Annotated in this window: 21 protein-coding genes and 1 pseudogene; 11 read left to right on the forward strand and 11 right to left on the reverse strand. The window is 65.5% G+C overall.

Annotated elements, in window-relative coordinates; translation table 11 throughout:
- Positions 1-142: 142 nt before the first annotated feature.
- Both U5782_RS35455 and U5782_RS35460 read left to right on the forward strand, forming a co-directional pair.
- A complete protein-coding gene (locus tag U5782_RS35455) occupies positions 143-895 on the forward strand; it encodes a Crp/Fnr family transcriptional regulator (protein ID WP_322048513.1) in 753 nt (250 codons plus the stop codon).
- A gap of 213 nt (positions 896-1,108) precedes the next feature.
- Positions 1,109-1,444, forward strand: a complete 336-nt coding sequence (locus tag U5782_RS35460) for a DUF4148 domain-containing protein (protein WP_415914463.1) — start codon at positions 1,109-1,111, stop codon at positions 1,442-1,444.
- Between the two features lie 68 nt (positions 1,445-1,512).
- Here U5782_RS35460 and U5782_RS35465 read toward each other — a convergent pair whose 3' ends face one another.
- Together U5782_RS35465 and U5782_RS35470 are read right to left on the reverse strand one after the other, a co-directional pair.
- Entirely contained in the window at positions 1,513-3,234 is a 1,722-nt protein-coding gene (locus U5782_RS35465; protein ID WP_322048515.1) for a penicillin-binding protein 2, read from the reverse strand.
- Positions 3,235-3,412: 178 nt separating this feature from the next.
- The gene (locus U5782_RS35470; RefSeq protein WP_322048516.1) at positions 3,413-4,960 is read right to left on the reverse strand and encodes a methyl-accepting chemotaxis protein; all 1,548 of its coding nucleotides are present in this window, start codon (positions 4,958-4,960) and stop codon (positions 3,413-3,415) included.
- A 562-nt stretch (positions 4,961-5,522) separates the two neighbouring features.
- Between U5782_RS35470 and aepX the strand changes: the two genes are divergently transcribed.
- From aepX to U5782_RS35485, 3 genes are read left to right on the forward strand one after another with little or no spacing between them, the layout of a single operon-like run.
- Positions 5,523-7,232, forward strand: coding sequence for a phosphoenolpyruvate mutase (aepX, locus tag U5782_RS35475; protein ID WP_322048517.1), 1,710 nt, complete (start codon positions 5,523-5,525; stop codon positions 7,230-7,232).
- Positions 7,229-8,416 carry a phosphonopyruvate decarboxylase gene (aepY, locus tag U5782_RS35480; RefSeq protein ID WP_322048518.1) on the forward strand — a complete coding sequence of 396 codons (1,188 nt, stop codon included), beginning with the start codon at positions 7,229-7,231 and terminating at the stop codon, positions 8,414-8,416. Before aepX ends, aepY begins: the two co-directional genes overlap by 4 nt.
- 16 nt (positions 8,417-8,432) lie before the next feature.
- Positions 8,433-9,500 (forward strand): 2-aminoethylphosphonate aminotransferase, encoded by a 1,068-nt coding sequence (locus U5782_RS35485; protein ID WP_322048519.1) that lies wholly within the window; start codon positions 8,433-8,435, stop codon positions 9,498-9,500.
- A 97-nt stretch (positions 9,501-9,597) separates the two neighbouring features.
- Here U5782_RS35485 and U5782_RS35490 read toward each other — a convergent pair whose 3' ends face one another.
- The 3 genes from U5782_RS35490 to U5782_RS35500 form a co-directional block, all read right to left on the reverse strand.
- Positions 9,598-10,815 (reverse strand): PepSY-associated TM helix domain-containing protein, encoded by a 1,218-nt coding sequence (locus U5782_RS35490; protein WP_322048520.1) that lies wholly within the window; start codon positions 10,813-10,815, stop codon positions 9,598-9,600.
- Positions 10,816-11,137: 322 nt separating this feature from the next.
- Positions 11,138-11,287, reverse strand: a complete 150-nt coding sequence (locus U5782_RS35495; RefSeq protein ID WP_322048521.1) for a hypothetical protein — start codon at positions 11,285-11,287, stop codon at positions 11,138-11,140.
- 162 nt (positions 11,288-11,449) lie between these two features.
- Positions 11,450-12,037, reverse strand: a complete 588-nt coding sequence (locus tag U5782_RS35500) for a nucleotidyltransferase family protein (protein WP_322048522.1) — start codon at positions 12,035-12,037, stop codon at positions 11,450-11,452.
- A 369-nt stretch (positions 12,038-12,406) separates the two neighbouring features.
- On the opposite strand from U5782_RS35500, the gene U5782_RS35505 reads away from it, so the two are divergent.
- Entirely contained in the window at positions 12,407-13,075 is a 669-nt protein-coding gene (locus U5782_RS35505) for a glutathione S-transferase (protein WP_322048523.1), read from the forward strand.
- Positions 13,076-13,165: 90 nt separating this feature from the next.
- On the opposite strand, the gene U5782_RS35510 is transcribed toward U5782_RS35505, so the two are convergent.
- Complete coding sequence (locus U5782_RS35510) at positions 13,166-14,458, reverse strand: aspartate carbamoyltransferase (protein ID WP_322048524.1); 1,293 nt, start codon at positions 14,456-14,458, stop codon at positions 13,166-13,168.
- A 418-nt stretch (positions 14,459-14,876) separates the two neighbouring features.
- Between U5782_RS35510 and U5782_RS35515 the strand changes: the two genes are divergently transcribed.
- From U5782_RS35515 to dapA, 5 genes are all read left to right on the forward strand, one after another.
- Positions 14,877-15,884, forward strand: a complete 1,008-nt coding sequence (locus U5782_RS35515; RefSeq protein ID WP_322048525.1) for a M23 family metallopeptidase — start codon at positions 14,877-14,879, stop codon at positions 15,882-15,884.
- Positions 15,877-16,239 carry a hypothetical protein gene (locus tag U5782_RS35520; RefSeq protein WP_322048526.1) on the forward strand — a complete coding sequence of 121 codons (363 nt, stop codon included), beginning with the start codon at positions 15,877-15,879 and terminating at the stop codon, positions 16,237-16,239. The genes U5782_RS35515 and U5782_RS35520 overlap by 8 nt, the downstream gene beginning before the upstream one ends.
- Positions 16,240-16,324: 85 nt before the next feature.
- The gene (locus U5782_RS35525) at positions 16,325-16,753 is read left to right on the forward strand and encodes a polymer-forming cytoskeletal protein (RefSeq protein ID WP_322048527.1); all 429 of its coding nucleotides are present in this window, start codon (positions 16,325-16,327) and stop codon (positions 16,751-16,753) included.
- Positions 16,754-16,800: 47 nt separating this feature from the next.
- Positions 16,801-16,923 carry a hypothetical protein gene (locus U5782_RS35530; protein WP_322048528.1) on the forward strand — a complete coding sequence of 41 codons (123 nt, stop codon included), beginning with the start codon at positions 16,801-16,803 and terminating at the stop codon, positions 16,921-16,923.
- A 130-nt stretch (positions 16,924-17,053) separates the two neighbouring features.
- Positions 17,054-17,908 carry a 4-hydroxy-tetrahydrodipicolinate synthase gene (dapA, locus tag U5782_RS35535; RefSeq protein ID WP_322048529.1) on the forward strand — a complete coding sequence of 285 codons (855 nt, stop codon included), beginning with the start codon at positions 17,054-17,056 and terminating at the stop codon, positions 17,906-17,908.
- Between the two features lie 143 nt (positions 17,909-18,051).
- Here the strand turns inward: dapA and U5782_RS35540 are convergent.
- The 5 genes and pseudogenes from U5782_RS35540 to U5782_RS35560 all read right to left on the reverse strand — a co-directional run.
- Positions 18,052-18,285, reverse strand: a pseudogene (locus U5782_RS35540) (DUF2866 domain-containing protein); the annotation flags it as partial.
- A gap of 231 nt (positions 18,286-18,516) precedes the next feature.
- Positions 18,517-18,714, reverse strand: a complete 198-nt coding sequence (locus U5782_RS35545; protein ID WP_322048530.1) for a DUF3562 domain-containing protein — start codon at positions 18,712-18,714, stop codon at positions 18,517-18,519.
- 267 nt (positions 18,715-18,981) lie between these two features.
- Positions 18,982-20,043: an alkene reductase gene (locus U5782_RS35550; RefSeq protein ID WP_322048531.1), complete on the reverse strand. Its 1,062-nt coding sequence runs from the start codon at positions 20,041-20,043 to the stop codon at positions 18,982-18,984.
- 81 nt (positions 20,044-20,124) lie between these two features.
- Positions 20,125-20,445: a metalloregulator ArsR/SmtB family transcription factor gene (locus U5782_RS35555; protein WP_322048532.1), complete on the reverse strand. Its 321-nt coding sequence runs from the start codon at positions 20,443-20,445 to the stop codon at positions 20,125-20,127.
- Positions 20,442-20,629, reverse strand: a 188-nt coding sequence (locus tag U5782_RS35560; protein WP_322048533.1) for a hypothetical protein, incomplete at its 5' end; no start/stop codon positions are given. The genes U5782_RS35560 and U5782_RS35555, both read right to left, overlap by 4 nt.

A 20,629-nucleotide genomic window follows, 5' to 3' on the forward strand; every position in this document is an offset into this window, starting at 1 on the left:
TGGCATGGCGCCGCTGGCGGATTGACGATTTATCGGTATTTGTCGGTATGATTCAGCGCTACCGTAGCAGGACCGTGCTTGCGAGTCTGTCGCTGGCGCGACAGAGCTCGCACGCCGGATTCTTCACTTCGAGGTCAGCGTCATGTCGCAGCCCATTATGCCCCCGGAAAAAGATGCTGCCGCGCCTGTGGGCCGCATCGATTCGAGCGACGTCACGCGCCTGGCTGCGCTGTTCGAGCGCTGCGCGTGGTTTCGCGCGCTCGCACCCGAGCATCGCGCATGGGTGCTCGAATGCTCGCATGCGCAGTCCTACGCGGCAGGCGCGACCGTGGCCGCGCGCGAGGCGCCCTCGGCGTACTGGCTCGGTGTGAGCAGCGGGCTCGTCAAGCTCGCCATCTTCAACGCGTCGGGGCGCGGCTGCACGTTTTCGGGCGTGCCGCATGGCGGCTGGTTCGGCGAGGGCAGCGTCATCAAGCGCGAGCCGCGCAAATACGATGTGATCGCGCTCCAGCCCTCGCTCGTGATGGCCGTGCCCGCCGATACGTTTCATCGGCTCATGGACAGCAGCCTGCCGTTCAACCGTTTCGTGATCCATCAACTCAACAACCGCATGGGCGAGTTCATCGGCCTGATCCAGAACAGCCGCTTGCTCGACGTCGATGCACGCGTGGCGCAGGCCCTCGCGCAAATGTTCAATCCCGATCTCTATCCCGAGACCGGCCGCGCGCTGGAGATCTCGCAGGAGGAGATCGGCATGCTCGCGGGCGCATCGCGTCAGCGCGTCAATCAGGCCTTGCAACTGCTCGAACGCGAAGGGCTCGTCACGCTCTCGTATAACCGCGTGGACGTTGCCGATCTCGACGCGCTGCGGGCCTTCGGGCGCGACCAGATCTGACACCGTACGCGTTGCCGCGCGCAGAAGTCCTCATCAATCTTCCACAGACTGGAACAGTCCTCCCCTCGTGGCCCGGTTTTTAGGCGCGGGTCGGCTGCGTAGACTTGTCGCATCGACTCGCCGCTCGCCAGGCAGATCGCCAGCGCAGCGAGTCCGTTCAGACCACAGGAGAGTACGGTGAAGAACGCATTGCTACGCACGGCGCTGGTTTCGATGATCGCGGTAATTCCGGCGGTTTCGTTCGCCCAGTCCATCCACAACGGCCCGGTGACGCGTGCGCAGGTGTTGCAGGAACTGGTCGATCTCGAATCGGTCGGCTATAGCCCGGCGTCGGGCAACGACGTCAATTACCCGAACGATATTCAGGCCGCGATGTTGCGCCTCGAAGCGAAACGCGCCGCTCAATCGCGTCTTGCGCAACAACAGGCGCAGCCGCAGGAAGACGTGGCCCAGTCGGGCTATGGTGCGCAACCGGTGGCGACGAGCGAAGCGGGCGGCCCGGCTGCCGCGGCGCGCAGCCTCGAACCGGCGGCTTATAAGCACCACTGAGCAAGATCACTGATCAGCATTGCTGATCGATTCGACTGACCGGCGCCGCGTGAATGCGGCGCCGGTTTTCATGCGTCGGGCGGCACGCCGAGCATTTGCAGCGTGCCTTGCATCACCCCTGAAAATACGGGCCCGGCGACGGTGCCGCCATAGAACGAACCGCCCGCCGGATCGTCGATCATCACCGCGACGATCACGCGCGGCGCGCTCATCGGCGCCATGCCGACGAACAGCGCGCGATAGCGGTTCTTCGCATAGCCCGCACCGATCTGCTTGCGTGCGGTGCCGGTCTTGCCGCCTACGCGATAGCCTTCGACGTTCGCCGCGCGGCCCGTGCCGCCTTCGCGCGTCGCCATTTCCAGCATCCCGCGCAGCGCCGCCGCCGTGGCCGGCGTCGTGACCGTGCGCGGCTGCGTGGCGGGCGAGGCGACCGCGCTCTCGCTCTCGCGCAGGAGCCGCGCGGGATACATCGTGCCGTCGCCGGCATAGGCCGTGTAGACCTGCGCGATCTGTAGCAGCGACGCCGACAGGCCATACCCATAGGCCATCGTCGCCTGCTCGATCGGACGCCAGCGCGCCCACGGCCGCACGCGGCCCGCAGCGGCGCCGGGAAAGGTCACTTCGGGCCGCAAGCCCAGGCCGTAATCCTGATACTTGTTCCAGATGGTCTGCGCGGGCAGGTTGAGCGCCATTTTCGCGAGCGCGATATTGCTCGACTTCTGGATGGCTTCGGCCACCGTCATGCGGCCGTGATTCGAGGTGTCGTGAATCACAGCCGGGCCGATGCGATAGGTGCCCGGCGTGGTGTCGATGATCGTGTTCGCGTTGACCTTGCGCAGGTCCATCGAGAGCGCGGCGACCACGGGTTTGATGGTCGAACCCGGCTCGAAGGTGTCGATCACGGCGCGGTTGCGCAACTGGCGTCCCGTGAGGCGCGAGCGGTTGTTCGGATCGAACGACGGCCAGTTCGCCAGTGCGAGGATCTCGCCGCTCTGCGCGTCGAGCACCACGACGCTACCCGCTTCGGCGTGATGTTTCGCGACGGCGGTTTTCAGCTGTGAATACGCGAGTTGCTGCACGCGCCGGTCGATGGTCAACTGCACCGTGTCGCCGTTTCTCGGCTGCACGCGCTCGCGCGTTTCCGAAATCACGCGGCCAAGGCGGTCGCGGATTACTTCGCGTTGTCCCGGCGTGCCGTGCAGGCGGGCGTTGGCGGCCAGTTCGACGCCTTCCTGGCCTTTGTCCTCGACATCGGTGAAGCCCACCACGTGTGCGGCGGATTCGCCCTCGGGATAAAAGCGCTTGGAGTCGGCGATCAGCGTGATGCCGCCGGTGGCCATTTCGTCGATATGGGCGGCGGTTTCGGCGTCGACCTGGCGCTTGAGCAGCACGAACGCGCGCTCGGGCGGCAGACGGCGGCGCAGTTCGGCGAGCGGCATGTCGAGCAGCTTCGCGAGCGGGGCATGCGCGGCTTCGTCGAGCACCCGCGGATTGGCCCAGATCTCGAACGTCTCCAGACTCACCGCGAGCAGCGCGCCATTGCGGTCCACGATGCCGCCGCGCATGGCGTCGAGTTCGAGCGTGCGCTGATAGCGCTTTTGCCCCTGCTTGACGTAAAAACCGTGATTGACGACCTGCACCCAGAGCGCGCGGCCCGCGAGCGCGGCGAATGCGGCGAAGGTGATGAACACGACAAGCTTCGAGCGCCAGGCGGGGAGCTGCGGCGACAGCATCGGATGACGGGTCGCAGTGGCGTGCGGATCGCGTGGCGGCTTCCTGGAACGGATCATCGGGGTGGTGCGGGGGGATGGTCAGAATATTATTGTAAACATATAGTAATTAAATTGAAATTTGTGTGGCCGTGTGGTCGTGGGTCGGAGAATGATCGTGCGCAGGGAAGTGTGAGTTGCTGGCTTACGTGCATCGCCACAAGCCGCCGCCGGCTCGTGGCAACCCCATCCCCTCAAATCAAGCCATCGCCGGCAACTGGAAGCTCGCGATCGACTCGCGCAAGCCCGTCACTTGATCCTTGAGCGAATGCGCCGCCGCCGCGGCCTGTTCGACCAGCGCCGCGTTTTGCTGCGTCACCTGATCCATCTCGCCGACGGCGCGATTCACCTGCTCGATGCCCGCACTCTGTTCGCGCGAGGCGTTGCTGATCTCTTCGAGGATCTCGTGCACGCGCCGCACGGACTGCACGATTTCACTCATCGTCGTCCCCGCGTTGGTCACGAGTTGCTGGCCTTCGGTCACCGTGCCGGTCGATTTTTCGATCAGCGCCTTGATCTCCTTGGCCGCCGCCGCCGAGCGCTGCGCGAGGCTGCGCACTTCCGCCGCGACGACGGCGAAGCCGCGTCCCTGTTCGCCTGCGCGGGCTGCTTCCACGGCCGCGTTGAGCGCGAGAATGTTGGTCTGGAAGGCGATCCCGTCGATCACGCCGATGATGTCGCCGATCTGCTGCGAGCTGGTCGTGATGTCGCCCATCGTGCGCACGACGTCGTCCACGACGACGCTGCCGCGCGTGGCCACGTCGGCAGCCTGGCTCGCGAGCGTCGCGGCGTGCTGCGCGCTGTCCGCGTTCTGGCGCACGTTGGCCGTCATCTGGTCCATGCTCGACGCGGTCTGCACGAGCGCGGCCGCCTGTTCCTCGGTGCGTTGCGAGAGGTCGGTGTTGCCCGCGGCGATCTCGTTGGCGCCCACGTTGATGTTTTCCGCGCCGCTGCGCACGCGCGCGACGGTTTGCACGAGCGCGCCCTGCATGGTGGCGAGCGCGCGCATCAGGCTGTGGGCGTTGCTGCCCTGCACTTCGACGCGCGAGGTGAGGTCGCCTTGCGCGATACGGTTGGCCGTATCCACGGCCGTTTCCAGTTCGCCGCCGATACTGCCGCGCACGCTGCGCACCACGAACACCATCACGACCGTCGCCGCGCCGCCCAGCACGAAGGTCACCAGCAGCCAGCGCACGAGGCTGCCGTAGAACGCGGCGCTCACGTCGTCCATATACATGCCGGTGACGATCACCCAGTCCCACGGTGCGAAGCGGTTGCCGAAACTCAGCTTCGGCACGGGCTCGCTATGGCCGGGCTTGGCCCACAGGTAATCGACGAAACCGCCGCCCGGCTGATTGGCCGCTTCCGACAGCGCCGTGAACACGTGTTTTCCCGAAGGGTCCGCGAAATTGCTGAGCGTCTTGCCGTTGAGCTCGGGCTTGATCGGATGCATCAGCATCACGGCCTGCGAATTGTTGATGCTGAGATAGCCGTCCTTGCCGTAGCGGATCGAGCCGATCACGGCGAGCGCCTGCTTTTGCGCGTCGGCTTCGGGCAGCACGTTGTGCTGCGACAGACCGTAGTAGTAGTTGGCGATGCTGGTGGCTTCGTCCACGAGCGTGGTCAGTTGCGCGCGCCGTTCGCGGATCATGCCGTCGCGGCTTTGCCAGGCGCCGAAGGCCACGATCAGGAGCAGGCCGATCCAGAGGATCGCGATCATCGAGCGGAGTTTCTTGTTGAGAGTCATCGTCTGCTTGGTCGGTCAGAGGGGCCGCTGCTGGGCTGTGAAATCCGGCGATGAAAGACGCTTCGCCTTCCTGTGTTTACGGCCTTTGCAAACCTGCGCGTGATCCCAGGGCGAACCCTGTTTCCTCATAGGAAACAAGGGGCTCGCAAAACGCCCCTGGCGCGCGCTGGAACGGCTGCAAGCGAGGGAAAGGCGTTTGCCGCGAAAGTGCACAAAAAGCGTCGAAAAAAGCCCTTAAAAGCCACAAATTTCACAGCAACACCATGATTTGCCACTTCTCGCCGGGATCGACGGCAGATGCGAATCGTTTCCGCTATAGTCGCGACTTCGGTTCAAGGCCGCCGCCGCTTTTCGATCCGCACAAACGTGGTTTTGGCGTTTCGCGCGAGGTGCGCGACGCTCGATCAACAGCGACATCGCTCGCCGTTTGCGAGTCCCCGTCGCGATTGCCACCTGGACGCTCCGGCGGCCCACGAGCCAGAAACCGACTTTCCCAACGATGCGACGCGCCCGGCGCAGCCTTCTGGCAGCAGCCGCGACGACGTCCACAGGAGTAACAAGAATGAACGCACGCGAACCCGCACTGGTTTCCACTTCGCGCAGCGCACGGCTGCGCCAGATGCTGATCAGCAACGAACTCGAATTCCTGATGGAAGCGCACAACGGCCTGTCCGCGCGAATCGCGCGCGAAGCGGGCTTCAAGGCGATCTGGGGCTCGGGCCTCTCGATCTCCGCGCAGTTCGGCGTGCGCGACAACAACGAGGCAAGCTGGACCCAGGTGGTCGACAACCTCGAATTCATGGCCGATGCGAGCGATCTGCCGATCCTGCTCGACGGCGACACCGGCTACGGCAACTTCAACAACGTGCGCCGCCTCGTGCGCAAGCTCGAACAGCGCGGCATCGCCGGCGTCTGTATCGAAGACAAGGTGTTCCCGAAGACCAACAGCTTCATCGGCGGCGAAGCGCAGCCGCTCGCCGACATCGACGAATTCTGCGGCAAGATCAAGGCCGGCAAGGACTCGCAGACCGACGAGAACTTCTCGATCGTGGCGCGCGTGGAAGCGCTGATCGCCGGTTGGGGCATGGACGAAGCGCTCAAGCGCGCCGAGGCGTATCGCCTTGCGGGCGCGGACGCGATCCTGATCCACAGCAAGCTCTCGAAAGCTGACGAGATCCTCACGTTCGCGCGCGAATGGGCAGGCCGCGGTCCGCTCGTGATCGTGCCGACCAAGTACTACAGCACGCCGACCGATGTGTTCCGCAAGGCGGGCATCAGCACCATCATCTGGGCGAACCACCAGATCCGTGCAGCCGTTTCGGCCATGCAGGCCGTCACGAAGACGATCTACGAAACGCAGACGCTCGTCGACGTCGAAGACCGCATTGCTACGGTCAACGAAATTTTCCGCCTCCAGGACGCCGACGAATACTCGGAAGCCGAGAACCGCTATCTGTCGACCACGCGCTCGGCCGGTTCGGCGATCGTGCTGGCGGCCAGCCGCGGCAAGGGCCTCGACGCCGTCACCGAAGACAAGCCGAAGGTCATGCTGCCGGTCGCGGGCAAGCCGCTGCTGCGTTGGCTCGTCGACGCGTTCAAGAAGGAAGCGATCAACGACATCACGGTCGTAGGCGGCTACAAGGCCGAAGCGATCGACACCGCGGGCATCAAGCTCGCGCGCAACGAACGCTATGCGCAGACCAACGAACTCGCCTCGCTTGCGTGCGCCGTCAAGGCGCTCGACAACGACACGGTGATCTCCTATGGCGATCTGCTGTTCCGCAGCTATATCCTGCGCGACCTCGTGGAAAACGACGCGGAATTCAGCGTGGTGATCGACTCGTCGCCGGAATCGGAAAACGCCAGCGTGCGCGATTTCGCATGGTGCTCGGGCGGCGACGACCGCGGCCTGTTCGGCGACAAGGTGTATCTGCAACGCGTGTCGTCGGATCAGGCTTCGCAGGCGACGGCGCCCAATGGCCGCTGGATCGGCCTCACGAGCGTGCGTGGCGCGGGCCGCGACAAGCTGCGCAACAAGATCGCGCAACTCCAGACGCGCGCCGATTTCGACACGCTCGACATGCCGGCGCTGCTCAACGCGCTGATCGAAGACGGCGAGAGGATCGAAGTGCAATACGTGCGCGGCCACTGGCGCGGCGTGAACGACCTCGAAGACTTCCGTCGCGCGGGTGACTTCGCGCATGCGCAAACGCCGATCGGTGGCAATGCGGGCGGCGGCACGGCAGGCGCGAAGCCGGAGGCGAAGGCATGATCGAAGCGGCACAGTTTGTCGAAGCGGCGCGCGCGCGGGGCTTCGAATGGTATGCGGGCGTGCCGTGCTCGTACCTCACGCCGTTCATCAACTACGTGTTGCAGGACGAGTCGCTGCATTACGTGTCGGCGGCCAATGAGGGCGATGCGGTCGCGCTGACGGCGGGCGTCGCGCTCGCGGGCAAGCGCGGCATCACGATGATGCAGAACTCTGGTCTCGGCAACGCCGTGAGCCCGCTCACCTCGCTCACGTGGACCTTCCGCCTGCCGCAACTGCTGATCGTGACGTGGCGCGGTCAGCCGGGTGTCGCGGACGAGCCGCAGCACGCGCTGATGGGCCCGGTCACGCCGCAGATGCTCGACACGATGGAAATTCCCTGGGAGCTGTTCCCCACGGAAGCGGACCAGATCGCACCGGCGCTCGAACGCGCCATTCAGCACATGGACGAAACGGGCCGCCCGTATGCGCTCGTGATGCAGAAGGGCAGCGTCGCGTCGTACGAACTGAAGGGCGGCGGCGCGATGCCGGAGAAGCACGCGCTGCCCGTTGCGCAGTCGAACTTCGCGGGTCGCGGCTACGACGAATTGCCGACGCGCCAGCAGGCGCTCGAACGTGTGATCGCGGCAACGCCGGCTGAATCGACGGTCGTGGTGGCCTCGACGGGCTTTTGCGGGCGCGAACTCTACGCGCTCGACGATCGTGCGAACCAGTTGTACATGGTCGGCTCGATGGGCTGCGTGACGCCGTTCGCACTCGGTCTCGCGCTCGCGCGTCCCGATCTGAACGTGGTCGCGCTCGACGGCGACGGCGCCGCGCTCATGCGCATGGGCGCGTTCGCGACGCTCGGCGCGTATGGTCCGCCGAACCTCACGCACGTGTTGCTCGACAACGGCGCGCACGATTCGACGGGCGGCCAGGCCACGGTCTCGCAGCAGGTCTCGTTCGCGAACGTGGCCGCCGCGTGCGGTTATGCCGATGCCGTGGAAGGCGACGACCTCGCCACGCTCGACACCGTGCTGGCCGCCGCGCGTGAGCGTGCGACGGGCGCCAGCGGTGTCGCGGGCACACGTTTCGTATGCCTGACGATCCGCCGCGGCACGCCCGACGGTCTGCCGCGCCCGACCATCACGCCGCCCGACGTGAAGACGCGTCTTATGCGCCACATCGGCGCGCTCGCTGCCTAAAGGAAAGGAACCGCAGATGCTGTTGCTCAATCCCGGCCCGGTCACGCTCACCGAACGCGTGCGCCGCAGCCTGTTGCAGGAAGACCTGTGCCACCGCGAAAGCGAGTTCTTCGACGTGCAGGAAGAGGCGCGCACGCGTCTCTTGGGCGTCTACGACCTCGATCCCGCGCAATGGCAAGCGGTGCTCATGACCGGCTCCGGCACGGCGGCGGTCGAGAGCATGATCGCTTCGCTCGTGCCCGCCAACGGCAAGCTGCTGATCGTCGAAAACGGCGTGTACGGCGAGCGCATCACCGCGATCGCCACGCAGTACGGCATCGCGCATGAAGTCGTGAAGCACGAGTGGATGCAGGCGCCCGAACTCGCGCGCATCACCGCCGCGCTCGACGCGGACAAGTCGATCACGCACGTCGCGATCATCCATCACGAAACCACGACGGGCCGTCTGAACGATCTGCGCGCACTGGGCGAAGCGTGCCGCGCGCGTGGCGTGCAGATGCTCGTCGATGGCGTGAGCAGCTTCGGTTCGGAAGCGATCGACTTCGACGATACGAGCATCGCCGCCGTGGCGGCGACCGCGAACAAGTGCCTGCACGGCGTGCCTGGCGCGGCCTTCGTGGTGGTGCGCCGCGCGGCGCTCGCGACGGCCGCGAGCCGCACGTATTACCTCGACCTCAAGCGTCTCGCGACCTTGCAGGATCAGCGCAATACGCCGTTCACGCCGTCGGTGCACGCGTACTACGCGCTGGTGGAAGCGCTGCGCGAGCTCGCCGACGAAGGCGGCTGGAAGGCACGTCACGCGCGCTATGCGGCGCTTTCCGAGCAGGTGCGTGCCGGTCTGGCGGCGCGCGGCATGGACAGCGTGCTGCCGAAGGACGAAACGTCGGTGGTGCTGCGCGCGTTCCGTCTGCCCGCAGGCGTCGATTATCCGAAGCTGCACGACGCGCTCAAGGCGCGCGGCTTCGTGATCTACGCCGGTCAGGGCGGTCTGTCGAAGGAACTGTTCCGTATCTCGACGATGGGCGACATCCACGCCGCCGATGTCGAGCGTCTGCTCGCCGCATTCGACGAAATCGCGAAGTAGTTGAGCGACCAGTGGCGCGATTCAATCGCGCCAGAAAAAAGGGCCTTGCAGCGAGCGATCGCTGCAAGGCCCTTCGTGTTTCTGCGTGCTGGCGCGTTTAGCTGGTCGCGCGTTCGCGCCGTACCGTCGACGCCTGCTTGGCTGGCTTGCGCCGCGCACGCGCCTTCTTCAGCCAGATCAGCACGCCCGTCACGCTGAGAATCGCGATGACCACACCCGTGAAGCTGATGGCGATGCGCCCCGGCAAACCGGCGATACGTCCGGAATGCAGCGGAAACTGCATCTGGATGAAGATATCGCCCGCGCTGCCGTGGCCGGGAATCTGTCTGGCCATTACCTGGCCGGTGCGCGCGTTCATGATGAGCCACGGATTGCCGAGGCCCGCATCGCCGTGATCCGCACCCGGCGCGTAATAGCCCACGCCGTAGTAACCCAGCGACGGCACCGCGAACAGGCCGCCAGGCGGGGCGGTGATGCCTTCGCGGCGGCCCGCTTCAGCCGCGTTGGCGATGATGCGATCGCGCGCCTGCGTCGCCTCTTCGGGCGTGAGCACCGGGCCGGGCGCGACGGTGCGGAACGGGTCCGGCGCGAGTGTCGAGAACACCGAGACGACGGGGCGCACGATCTGGCTGCCCAGATTCATCGAGATCGAGGTGAGGGCGATGACCGTCAGCAGACCCCAGAGCCACACGCCACCCGAGCGATGCAGGTCGAAGGTGAGCGCATAACCGCCGCGCTTGACGCGGAACGCCAGCGACTTGCGCCAGCTCTTGAAATTCGGAAACGCGAGCACGATCGCGATGAAGCCGTCCAGCAGCCAGACCATCCCCACGACGCCCATCGTCCAGACGCTGAAGTCGATGCCCATCTTCGTCGGCAGGAACAGCGTGTAGTGGAGCTGGTAGAGGAAGGGGATCAGGTTCAGGCGGGCGAGCGACGGCGCGCCCCACATACGGCGGCCCTGTATGGCGCCCGTGACGGGGTCGAGCGCGACCTGGTTGTAGTCGAGCGCGTACGGTTGGTTCGTCTTCGGATCGAGGCGCGGCTGCACGCGCACCTGGAAAGTGTGCCCAGGCTCGACCGCGAGCGGCATGAACGACACCACGGCCTGCGGGTCCTCGGCTTCGAGACGGTTCGCCAGTTCGAGCGGCGAAAGCGGTGTGCCCGGCGTGGCGGCGTCGTAGAACGAGGGATTGAGCGCCGAGTCGAGTTCGTGGTCCCACGCGATCACGGCGCCTGTGAGCCCCGCGAGGAACAGGAATGCCGCCGTGCCGAGGCCGAACCAGCGGTGCAGGCGTACCAGCAGGGGTCTCATGCGCTGTGGCGGCGCGCGCGCCGTCGAACGGAGGCGGGCGCGGTGGTCGTTACGGTCACGGTGGCGTCGGCGGATCGGGGTTGAGGTAAGTTCTTGATCGCAAATGCGAATCGTTTGCATTTTACGGAGTGCGCGAGGCTGGCGCAAGCTTCGCGAAAGCACGGGAAATTGGGGGCGGTTCGATCGCGCCATTCGAGGCGCGAGATGGGCGCGCGAGAGGGCACGCGCGTGGGGCGACCGGCGGGGCACGGAGTGGCAGCGCGGCCGCTACAGGTCTACGCGGGAGGGGACACCCAAGGCGCGGCAGCCGCGCCGTCGCAATCTAAACCGGGTCTTTGCTCGGCGGCCCTTCGGGGCGTTGCGGCTCCTCGGTGTGATGACCGGGCGGCGGAGGCGTGAGCGGATCGCGTTCGGGATCGCGCGTCGGGTCGGCGAGCGGATCGGGAATCGGAGTCGTATGCGAGCAAATCATCGCGGTTACCTCGTGCGCGGGCTGCGTGAGCCGGTGCAGGACGTGTGGGTGGTCTTTATAGCGTAGGCGATGGAAACCGCGCGTGCGGAGATTCCGGGCCCGCGTGCACTGGCGCAAAGCGGGTTCCCGGCGCACTTCAGTATCAGCTGCGAGAGGCTGTTTTCAGAGTCCGTCGAGGTCGGCGGGAGTATCGACGTCGCGCAGGATGCCGGGGTCGTCCACGTCGATGCGCGCGAGCGTTTGCGTGGCGAGCAACGAGCGTGCGCCCGCGTCGCCGTCCAGCGCGACGAGGGCCGAGCGATGCCCGTAGCCGAATCCCACCGGATGGCCGCGCTGCCCGTCGTGGAACGGCGCGACGAGCGGCTTGCCCGCGTCGAGTTCGCGCGCAACGGCCTCGATGGTGCTCACGGCGATGCGCGGCATGTCCGCGAGCGCCACGATCCAGCTTTCGCCTTCGCTATCGGCTTCGACGGCGGCGGCGAGGCTCGCGCCCATGCCGCGCACCGATCCGGCGGCGAATACCACGTCGCAGCCCGCCTCGTTGAGCGTGTGTGCGAGCGTTTCCGCGCCCGGCCGCACGACCGCGATGACTTTCGGCACGACCATCAGGAGGCGGTGCGCGGCCTCGCGGGCGACGCACGTGCCGTTCGGAAGCGGCGCGAGGAGTTTGTTGCGCAGACCGTCGGGATCGAAACGCGAACCGGTGCCGGCGGCGAGCAGTACGCCGGTGGCAAGCGAAGCATAGGCCATGGGGTGTACCGCGCGAGAGGGGTGAACGCTGATTGTGCGGCGCAACCGCGCGTGAGGCAAGCATTCTCGCCCCAGACGTTTCTCCTTCGATTTCCCCCTCGTTTCCCTCACATCATTGCGCCTAAGCCGTCGTGTGCGCCGGCAACATGACCTTGTCGATCGTGATCGACTAAACGAATGGAAGGCGTATTGCTGTTTTTCGGCGCCGGTTTCGCGGTGGCTAGCGCCTCGATCGGCTGGCCGCCTGCGCGCGCGATGATGGCCGCGGCGGACAGTTTTTGTCGATGGCATGATGCGGCAGGCTCGCGGATCCGATGACGCGCGCCCGACCTAAAAAGCTTGCGATACCTGCAACCGGGAGGAGACCCTATGCTGACAGTGCATCACCTCGACAACTCGCGTTCCCAGCGCGTCCTCTGGATGCTCGAAGAGCTGGGCGTCGAATACGAGATCGTGGAATACAGACGCGACAAGCAGACCATGCTCGCGCCGCCCGCGCTGCGCGCCGTGCATCCGCTCGGCAAGTCGCCGGTCGTGACGGACGGCGACCTCACGCTCGCGGAGTCGGGCGCGATCCTCGAATACCTGGTCGAGCGCTATGGCAATGGCCGCTTCGTGCCGCCGCGCGATACGCCGGAATTCTTGCGCTATCGCTACTGGATGCACTATGCAGAAGGTTCGGCGATGCCGCCGCTGCTGCTCAAGCTGGTGGCGAGTCGCATCGCCAATGCGAAGGTGCCGTTTTTCGTGCGGCCCATCACGCGCAAGATCGCGGGCTCGCTGGAAAGCGATTTCGTCGATCCGCAGCTCAAGTTGCATTTCGCTTATATCGCGAAGGAGCTCGAAGCGACCGGCTGGTTCGCGGGCGACGCGTTCACGGCCGCCGATGTGCAGATGAGCTTTCCGCTCGAAGCGGGGGCGAAGCGAGCGGGTGCGGAGGCTCTCCCTTCCATTCGCGATTTTCTCGACCGCATTCATGCGCGGCCCGCGTATCAGCGCGCGCTGGCGCGTGGCGGCGAGTTCACGCTGTTCGGATAACATCAGGATGACGAAATAATGGGTGCAAAAAAAGCCGGGAAACGATGGTTTCCCGGCTTTTTTGCTGATTGCTATGTCACGCGTGTGCCATCAATCGATCCCGTGGAACACGGCGTCATCCGGGCCGAGGTACGCAGGCGGGCGCCACACGGCATCGCGCATCGAATGCTGCACGAGGTTTTCCACGCCCAACAGCACCGCAAAGATCGCCATGCGAACCGGAATGCCGTTGTCCGTTTGGCGGAAGATCGCCAGGCGCGGATCGTGGTTCAGGTCCGTCGACAGATCGTTCGCGCCCGGGCGGCTGTCGCGCGGCAGCGGGTGCATGACGAGCGTTTCGGGGCTGCAGCATTCGTCGAGCATCGCCTGGTTGATCTGGAAGTCGGGCGTGTAGCCTTCGAACGATTCGTCGGTGAAGCGCTCCTTCTGGATGCGCGTCGCGTACACCACGTCGGCGCCGCGCAGGCCCGCGCGCATATCGGTGGTCTGCTCGACCACGTGACCGTTGGTCGAAATCAGGTCGACGATATAGGCCGGCATTTCCAGCATCGGCGGCGAAACGAGCGTGAACTTGATGCCGCGGTAGAGCGCGAGCAGTTTCACGAGCGAGTGCACCGTGCGGCCGTACTTGAGGTCGCCCACGAGCGCGATGTGCGCGCCGTCGACGATCTTGCCCAGACGCGAGAACTCGCGCTGGATCGTGTAGAGGTCGAGCAGCGCCTGGCTCGGGTGTTCGCCCGGGCCGTCGCCGCCGTTGATGACGGGAATGTTCACGGCGCGCGCGAATTCGGCCACCGAGCCTTGTTCAGGATGCCGAATCACCATCGCATCCACGTAGCCGGCCATCACGCGGCTCGTGTCGTAGATCGATTCGCCCTTGGCCATCGACGAGAACGTGAAGCCGGTCGTGTCGCACACCGAACCGCCCAGACGGCAGAACGCAGCGCCGAAGCTCACGCGGGTACGCGTGCTGGCCTCGAAGAACAGGTTGCCGAGCACCGCGCCTTCGAGCACGCGCGAGATTTTCCGGCGGCGCGCAATGGGCTGCATGATGTCGGCGACGCGGAACAGCGCTTCAACGGAGTCGCGCGAGAACTGGTTGGTGGAGAGCAGTTGCGGCTTGCCTTCGAACTGGATCTGGCTTGCGAGCGAATGCGACTCTACGCTTTGCGTATAGCCTTCGCGCGGCTCCGCATTGCCGACGATTTCCGAAACGAAGCGCTCGACGATCTCCGGCATCGCGCGCGATTCCTGCGATTCTTCCGGCAGCAGCCAGGTGTCGAGTGCGCGGCGCGACACGCCGATGCGGCTCGCGAAGGCGTCGCGGGTCATGTTCAGACGCCGCATGGCGTCGCGGAGGAAGGCTTGTTGCGGAACGCTCATGCTGGCACCCGTGATAGCTGGTTGATATACGCGGTGCGTATATTAGTTCGGTGGCGCGAGAAGTCAAGCGGTTTTGCGCGTCCGAGGCAGGGAAGCGCGGTGCGGCAATCTGGCTCATCAGAGACGCACTGGTGCGGGCGATCCCGCTCGCCTTGGCCGATCGAAGTGTAGGCCACGGCGCGCGTCCTTTTAGGGCAAGCTTTCCAGACTGTTCATGCGGTCGCTGGCGGAGGCGATTCGTCGGCGCATGGGAGCTGTTTTATTAGGATGGGGGTTTGGCGGGCGCCGTGATAATCGCCGTTTTGATTTCGAACGGGCCGGCATGCGCTGGCTACCGCAGCCTGATGTACGCACTGTTTTGCACCCTGTTTTCGTGCGCTTCACGCGTGCGCGCAAAGCGCCGCCGCCGGAGCCAGCCATGAAGATGCCGTGGACCAGCTCGGTCAATGAGCTTTCGAGTGGCGAGACCCGTTTTGTCACGCATCGCGCCGCACGCCGCACGGCGATCTGTACCGCCTGCGCCGTGGGCATCGCCGCGCTCGCGGGCGGCGTCGCCATCGGCCGCAACAGCAGCGTCGTGGATGTGCCCACGGGCCCCGGCGCTGCGGGCGTGGCCACGCATCACTACGTGGTGGGCGAGATCGGCCGCATGAGTGCGTCCATCGCGCTGCTCGATCCGCGCATCGAACGTCTTGCCGCACAGATTGCCGACTTGCATCAGTTCGATCAGCGCCTGCGTGCGCAGCCGCAGCATGGCGGGCCCGTGGCGTCCCCCGCGCCGTCCGTGCGTTCAGGCGACGACGATGAGGATGCGCCCGAAGGTGCATCGAGTGCGGCTAGTGCCTCGGGCGCGGCAGGCGGCGAGGGCGGCCCCGCGCTTGCGCCGCGCAGTTGCGTCGAGGCGTCCGCGTCGCGCGCCAACGCGCACGCGGTCAGTGGCGAGGTCGATTGCCTGTCCGCGACGCTTGCCGCGCTCGAACAGGCCGTCGCGGAGCACGAAGCGGCATGGCAGGCCTTTCCGGGCCGCCGCCCGACTGAAGCGGGGCGGCTCGGCTCGCCGTTCGGCAACCGCATCGATCCGTTCACCAAACGCCTGAGCTTTCACCCCGGCCTCGACATCGTCGCGCCCACCGGCACGCCGATTCTCGCCGCCGCCGGCGGCCGCGTGATGTTCGCGGGACCGAAGGCGGGCTACGGCAATTGCGTGGAGATCGACCACGGCAACGGCTTCGCGACGCGCTATGGGCATGCGTCGAAGATCGACGTGCAGGTGGGGCAGGTCGTGCTGCCCGGCGACCATATCGCCGATGTCGGCTCGACCGGGCGTTCGACTGGGCCGCATCTGCACTTCGAGGTGATCGTCAAAGGCGCGCAGGTGAATCCCGTCGGCTATCTCGCGCTGTTCGGCGCTTACCACAATGGCTGACGCGCGCCGCACCACGCGCGTGCGCACGGACACGCAACGCGCTTTCGAGCTGCAACCGGTGCGCTCGCGCGCCTGGCGCTGGAGTATGGCGCTCGTCTGGACCGTGCTGGCCGCGGGCGCAGGCGCGGGCGCCGTGGCGTGGATCGAGCACGCCAACGACGCCGCGCGTTGTCCCGTGCTCGCGCCCGACGCATTGCAGGTACGTCTGACGAATGCCGAACTCGCGCTGGAACAGGAGCGCGCGGCGCGGGACGCCCTCCAGAAGTCCGCGGCGGCAGCCCAGGCCCAGGCCGCCTCGCTCCAGACTGAAGTGCTGTTCCTGCGCGGCCACGGCGCGCGCGAGGGCGCGCACTGAGCGCGCATTGAGCGCGCCTCTCATCCAGAGCGTCGACATCGCTCCTCAACCCGACCTGAATCGACTTAACGCAACGGTGGTTCCCATGTTCAACAAAAAGAAGCCCCAGCCGGGCATCCAGCAAACCAAGCTCGCAACACTGATCGCCGAGGACGTGCGCATCACGGGCAACGTCGAATTTGCCGACGGCCTGCGCCTCGATGGCCAGATCAACGGCAACGTCAGCACCAAACCGGGGACGCAGACACTCTTCGTCCTGAGCGAGCGCAGCATCGTGCAGGGCAACGTGCATGGCTACGATATAGTCGTGAACGGACGCATCGTCGGCGACGTGATCGCCGATCATTTCGTCGAATTGCAGGCGAATGCACATGTGGTCGGCAACATCTACTACCAGCAATTGCAGATGGATTGCGGCGCGACCGTGGACGGCAAACTGACCAAGCGCGATCCCGCCGACGCACCGAGCCTGCTGCTGGATACGTCGATCGTCGATGTCGAGCCGCTTGGCTGACGCGGTGCGCGGCCCGCTAACCGGTAATTCCGGTTACACTGCCGGACATGTCACGTCAGCCGAACCTGTTCGCCTCGCCACTCGCCGTTGCCGCATTGCGCGCGACGACGTACGCGCTCGCGTCGTCGGTCGGCGTGAAAGCCAAAGCCAAAAAACAGTCGCTCATCTGACCGGAGCTTGCTGTTCCGTCGGATGTTGCGATGGAACGGCCTGCCGGCACCCCGCCTCTCTCTCCCTGGCTCGCTGACTCCCGCGCACTGCTCGACGGACCTACCATGCGGTCGCGTTCAAGGGAAAGTCATGTCTTCGTTTTCGGGTATCTGGATTCCGCTCGTCACGCCGTTCAACCGGGGCGCCGTCGATCACGAGGCGCTCGACGCGCTGGTGCGCCATTACGTGCGAGCGGGTGTGGCCGGTTTCGTCGCGCTCGGCACGACCGGCGAACCTGCCGCGCTCGACGAGCGGGAGCAGGATGCGGTGCTCTCAACCGTGCTCGCCAGTGCGAGGGATTTGCCGGTGGTCGCGGGTGTCAGCGGCAATCACACGCAGTCGGTGTGCGAGCGCATCGCCGCGCTCAACGAATTGCCTGTCGCGGGCGTACTGGCGGCCGCGCCGTATTACATCCGGCCATCGCAGGCGGGCGTTATCGGCCACTTCGCAGCGCTCGCCGATGCGAGCCGCAAGCCCGTGATTCTCTATGACATCCCGGCGCGCACCGGCGTGACGCTCGCATTGCCGACGCTGCTCGAACTCGCGGGGCACGCGCGCATCGTTGCGATCAAGGACTGCGGCGGCTCGCTGGACAAGACGCTCGCGCTGATCCTCGATGGCCGCCTGCAGGTGCTCTGCGGCGAAGACCTCGATATGTTCGGGATGATGTGTGCCGGTGCGAGCGGTGCGATCGCGGCATCGGCGCATCTATTGCCTGAGCGCTTCGTCGCAATGGAGCGGGCGTTGCGCGAAGAGCGACTCGCCGAGGCGCGCGCGATCTGGCACACGCTGGTGCCACTTGTGCGCGCCGCGTTCGAAGAGCCGAATCCGGGGCCGGTAAAGGCCGCGCTCGCCCAGCAAGGGTTGATCCGCAATGAACTGCGCGCGCCGATGACGCGCGTGAGCGAGACGCTGGAAGAGATGTTGGGAAGGCTGGTGGCTTGAAGCGATGCTGCGCGCGGCGGACCCGGTGTTGGGTACGCCGCGTCCGATCGTCAGCGAACTGCGCGCGCGCTTGCGCTGCTGCGTGCGCGGCGGCGCGTGCGTGGGCGCTCCGCGTCGACGGGTTCGCCGTTGAGCAGAATCCGCCGGCCGGGGACGTGTTCCGCGACGAGGCGCGCGATTTCGAACGCCGAGCTTTCTGCGGGAACGACCTGGCGGCGCGCGCCGTCGTCGAGCGGCGTGGTCCATTCGACCAACCGGTAGGCGCGGCCCCACGGATGCTGGAGCGGCGTGGAGATGCGGCAGGATGCGACGCGTGTAGTCGAGCCGTCGCGCAGCAGGGACTGCAGGTGCAATAGCACGTCGTTGTCTTCAGGCATGGCTTCGCTCCTCCTCGACTAACCGCATAAAAAAACGCCGCCGATGTACCGGCGGCTCAACAGGGGTGAGCGTATGGTTGCAGCGAAGAATTAAACCAGCCTTAAGAGCGCCTGCGCGTGTAAAGCCCGCCTATGAGGACTTTCGCCCGCACAGGCGCCCGCGCGGACTGTGAGTCCGAACGGGGCGCTGCGACCGGATGGAGCGAAATCGGAAGGGTGGGAGGCGCGACCCTAGTGCTTGCCTGCGCCGTTTTGCCGCAGTGTCGCGCGCACCTTGCGAGCGGCGAAGAGCGGGAGATAGTCGTGAATGCGCGCGTCGGCGCGGTATTGATCGAGCGCGTCGGCGTAGATGCGGGCGACCGTTTCCTCAGGCGTCTGCGTTTCTTCGGCGATGCTGTGGACGATTTGCGCGGCGTCGACTTGTGGCATGAGCTTGCTCCGGTCAGCGGTTGGGCGGGCAGACAAGAGTGGAATTGAAGGACACGGCCGCGCACGATGCCAATTGAAACGTCCTATCAGGAGCAGAGCGAAGGAAATGTGGTTTGTGCTTAGTTCGGTTGAATGCGCGCGTGCGTTCTTGAGCGGTTTTTAGCGCCGAATGGAAAAAGCCCCGGCGAAGGCGAGTGCCTTGGCCGGGGCCGTTCGACCACTATTGCGCTGCTTATATAGTGGACAAATGAACGCGCGAAATACGACTTACGCGACGTTTTCGAGCGCCGGATAATCCGTGTAGCCCGTTTCCCCACGCGCGTAGAACGTCGAAGGATTCGGCGCGTTGAGCGGCGCATTCAGCTCGAAACGGCGCGGCAGATCGGGGTTGGCGATAAAGAGTTGCCCCCAGGCGACGGCATCGGCTTCGCCATCTGCGAGCACTTTTTGCGCCGATTCCAGCGTGAACTTCTCGTTCGCAATGTAAGGGCCACCGAATTCGGCCTTCAGTTGCGGGCCAAGGCGATTGTCGCCGAGCGATTCGCGTGCGAAGAGGAATGCGATCTTGCGCTTGCCCAACTCGCGTGCGACGTAACCGAAGGTGGCGGCGGGATCCGAGTCGCCCATCGTGTGCGAGTCGCCGCGCGGGGCGATATGTACGCCCACGCGATTCGCGCCCCAGACGTCGATGCAGGCATCGGTCACTTCGAGCAGCAGGCGCGCGCGGTTTTCGATCGAGCCGCCATAAGCGTCGGTGCGCTGGTTAGTGCTGTCTTGCAGGAACTGATCGAGCAGATAGCCGTTCGCACCGTGAACCTCAACGCCATCGAAGCCTGCGGCCTTCGCGTTGAGCGCGCCCTGGCGGTACGCAGCGACCACGCCGGCAATCTCGTCGAGTTCGAGCGCACGTGGCGTGACGAACGGGCGCTGCGGCCGCACGAGGCTCACGAAGCCTTGCGCGGCGATTGCGCTGGGCGCGACCGGCAGTTCTCCATCGAGGAAGAGCGGATCGGAAATGCGGCCCACGTGCCACAGCTGAAGGAAGATGCGCCCGCCCGCGGCGTGCACGGCCTCCGTCACGAGTTTCCAGCCTTCGACTTGTTCTTGCGACCAGATGCCCGGCGTTTCTGCATAACCGACGCCTTGCGGCGTGACCGACGTCGCTTCGCTGACGATCAGGCCGGCGCTGGCGCGCTCGGCGTAGTACTTCGCCATCAGCGCGTTGGGCACGCGTACCTCGCCCGCACGCTGCCGCGTGAGCGGCGCCATGATGATGCGGTTGGGAAGCGTGAGATCGCCGATCTGGATGGAGTCGAAAAGCGTTGCCATATATTCACCTTGTTGCGGGAGCGGCCCGCGGCATTGAAGCAAATAAGGGATGGAAACCGGGGTTTCCGGCGATGCGTGCCGTCACAACTGCTGGTGCATCAGGCTCAGAAATGCCTCGATGACCGGCTCGTTGCGCTTGAAGAACACCCACTGGCCAACCCGTTTCGACGTGACGAGCCCGGCTTTCTGTAGCGCGGCCAGATGTGCGGAGACCGTGGATTGAGAAAGCCCGCAGTGCGCGTCGATCCGTCCCGCGCAGACGCCGTGGTCGAGCGGGAGTTCCTGATCGGCGAAATGCGCTTGTGGCTCGCGCAGGCAAGCGAGGATCTCGCGGCGCACGGGATTGGCGAGCGCCTTGTAGATCGCGTCGAGGTCGATGGTTGTAGGTTCAGGGTGGTTCATCGGCTTTGCATCGTTACTGTACGAATCTTATATCGTACTTTTACGATATGGGCGATCGCACTGATTGCAATAGGGGTGATAGATAAATGCTGTTTTGCCTTGGCTGGCCGCGATAGCAGGAGCGCCGGGGATTTATTTCCTCTCGCCCCCTTGCGGGGCGGTGCTGTTGGCGCTAAGATTCGCC

It is taken from the genome of Paraburkholderia sp. J67 (assembly GCF_905220265.1).
Lineage (GTDB): Bacteria > Pseudomonadota > Gammaproteobacteria > Burkholderiales > Burkholderiaceae > Paraburkholderia.

Excerpts from the sequence above, each read along its gene's own strand:
- U5782_RS35505 (WP_322048523.1), top strand. The coding sequence starts at position 12,407 with ATGCTGACAGTGCATCACCTCGACAACTCGCGTTCCCAGCGCGTCCTC.
- U5782_RS35525 (WP_322048527.1), top strand. The coding sequence starts at position 16,325 with ATGTTCAACAAAAAGAAGCCCCAGCCGGGCATCCAGCAAACCAAGCTC.
- aepY (WP_322048518.1), top strand. The coding sequence starts at position 7,229 with ATGATCGAAGCGGCACAGTTTGTCGAAGCGGCGCGCGCGCGGGGCTTC.
- U5782_RS35545 (WP_322048530.1), bottom strand. The coding sequence starts at position 18,714 with ATGCCACAAGTCGACGCCGCGCAAATCGTCCACAGCATCGCCGAAGAA.
- U5782_RS35555 (WP_322048532.1), bottom strand. The coding sequence starts at position 20,445 with ATGAACCACCCTGAACCTACAACCATCGACCTCGACGCGATCTACAAG.
- U5782_RS35490 (WP_322048520.1), bottom strand. The coding sequence starts at position 10,815 with ATGAGACCCCTGCTGGTACGCCTGCACCGCTGGTTCGGCCTCGGCACG.
- U5782_RS35460 (WP_415914463.1), top strand. The coding sequence starts at position 1,109 with ATGATCGCGGTAATTCCGGCGGTTTCGTTCGCCCAGTCCATCCACAAC.
- U5782_RS35520 (WP_322048526.1), top strand. The coding sequence starts at position 15,877 with ATGGCTGACGCGCGCCGCACCACGCGCGTGCGCACGGACACGCAACGC.
- U5782_RS35550 (WP_322048531.1), bottom strand. The coding sequence starts at position 20,043 with ATGGCAACGCTTTTCGACTCCATCCAGATCGGCGATCTCACGCTTCCC.
- U5782_RS35530 (WP_322048528.1), top strand. The coding sequence starts at position 16,801 with ATGTCACGTCAGCCGAACCTGTTCGCCTCGCCACTCGCCGTTGCCGCA.
- U5782_RS35465 (WP_322048515.1), bottom strand. The coding sequence starts at position 3,234 with ATGATCCGTTCCAGGAAGCCGCCACGCGATCCGCACGCCACTGCGACC.
- U5782_RS35495 (WP_322048521.1), bottom strand. The coding sequence starts at position 11,287 with ATGATTTGCTCGCATACGACTCCGATTCCCGATCCGCTCGCCGACCCG.
- U5782_RS35470 (WP_322048516.1), bottom strand. The coding sequence starts at position 4,960 with ATGACTCTCAACAAGAAACTCCGCTCGATGATCGCGATCCTCTGGATC.
- U5782_RS35510 (WP_322048524.1), bottom strand. The coding sequence starts at position 14,458 with ATGAGCGTTCCGCAACAAGCCTTCCTCCGCGACGCCATGCGGCGTCTG.
- aepX (WP_322048517.1), top strand. The coding sequence starts at position 5,523 with ATGAACGCACGCGAACCCGCACTGGTTTCCACTTCGCGCAGCGCACGG.
- U5782_RS35485 (WP_322048519.1), top strand. The coding sequence starts at position 8,433 with ATGCTGTTGCTCAATCCCGGCCCGGTCACGCTCACCGAACGCGTGCGC.
- U5782_RS35500 (WP_322048522.1), bottom strand. The coding sequence starts at position 12,037 with ATGGCCTATGCTTCGCTTGCCACCGGCGTACTGCTCGCCGCCGGCACC.
- U5782_RS35455 (WP_322048513.1), top strand. The coding sequence starts at position 143 with ATGTCGCAGCCCATTATGCCCCCGGAAAAAGATGCTGCCGCGCCTGTG.
- U5782_RS35515 (WP_322048525.1), top strand. The coding sequence starts at position 14,877 with ATGAAGATGCCGTGGACCAGCTCGGTCAATGAGCTTTCGAGTGGCGAG.
- dapA (WP_322048529.1), top strand. The coding sequence starts at position 17,054 with ATGTCTTCGTTTTCGGGTATCTGGATTCCGCTCGTCACGCCGTTCAAC.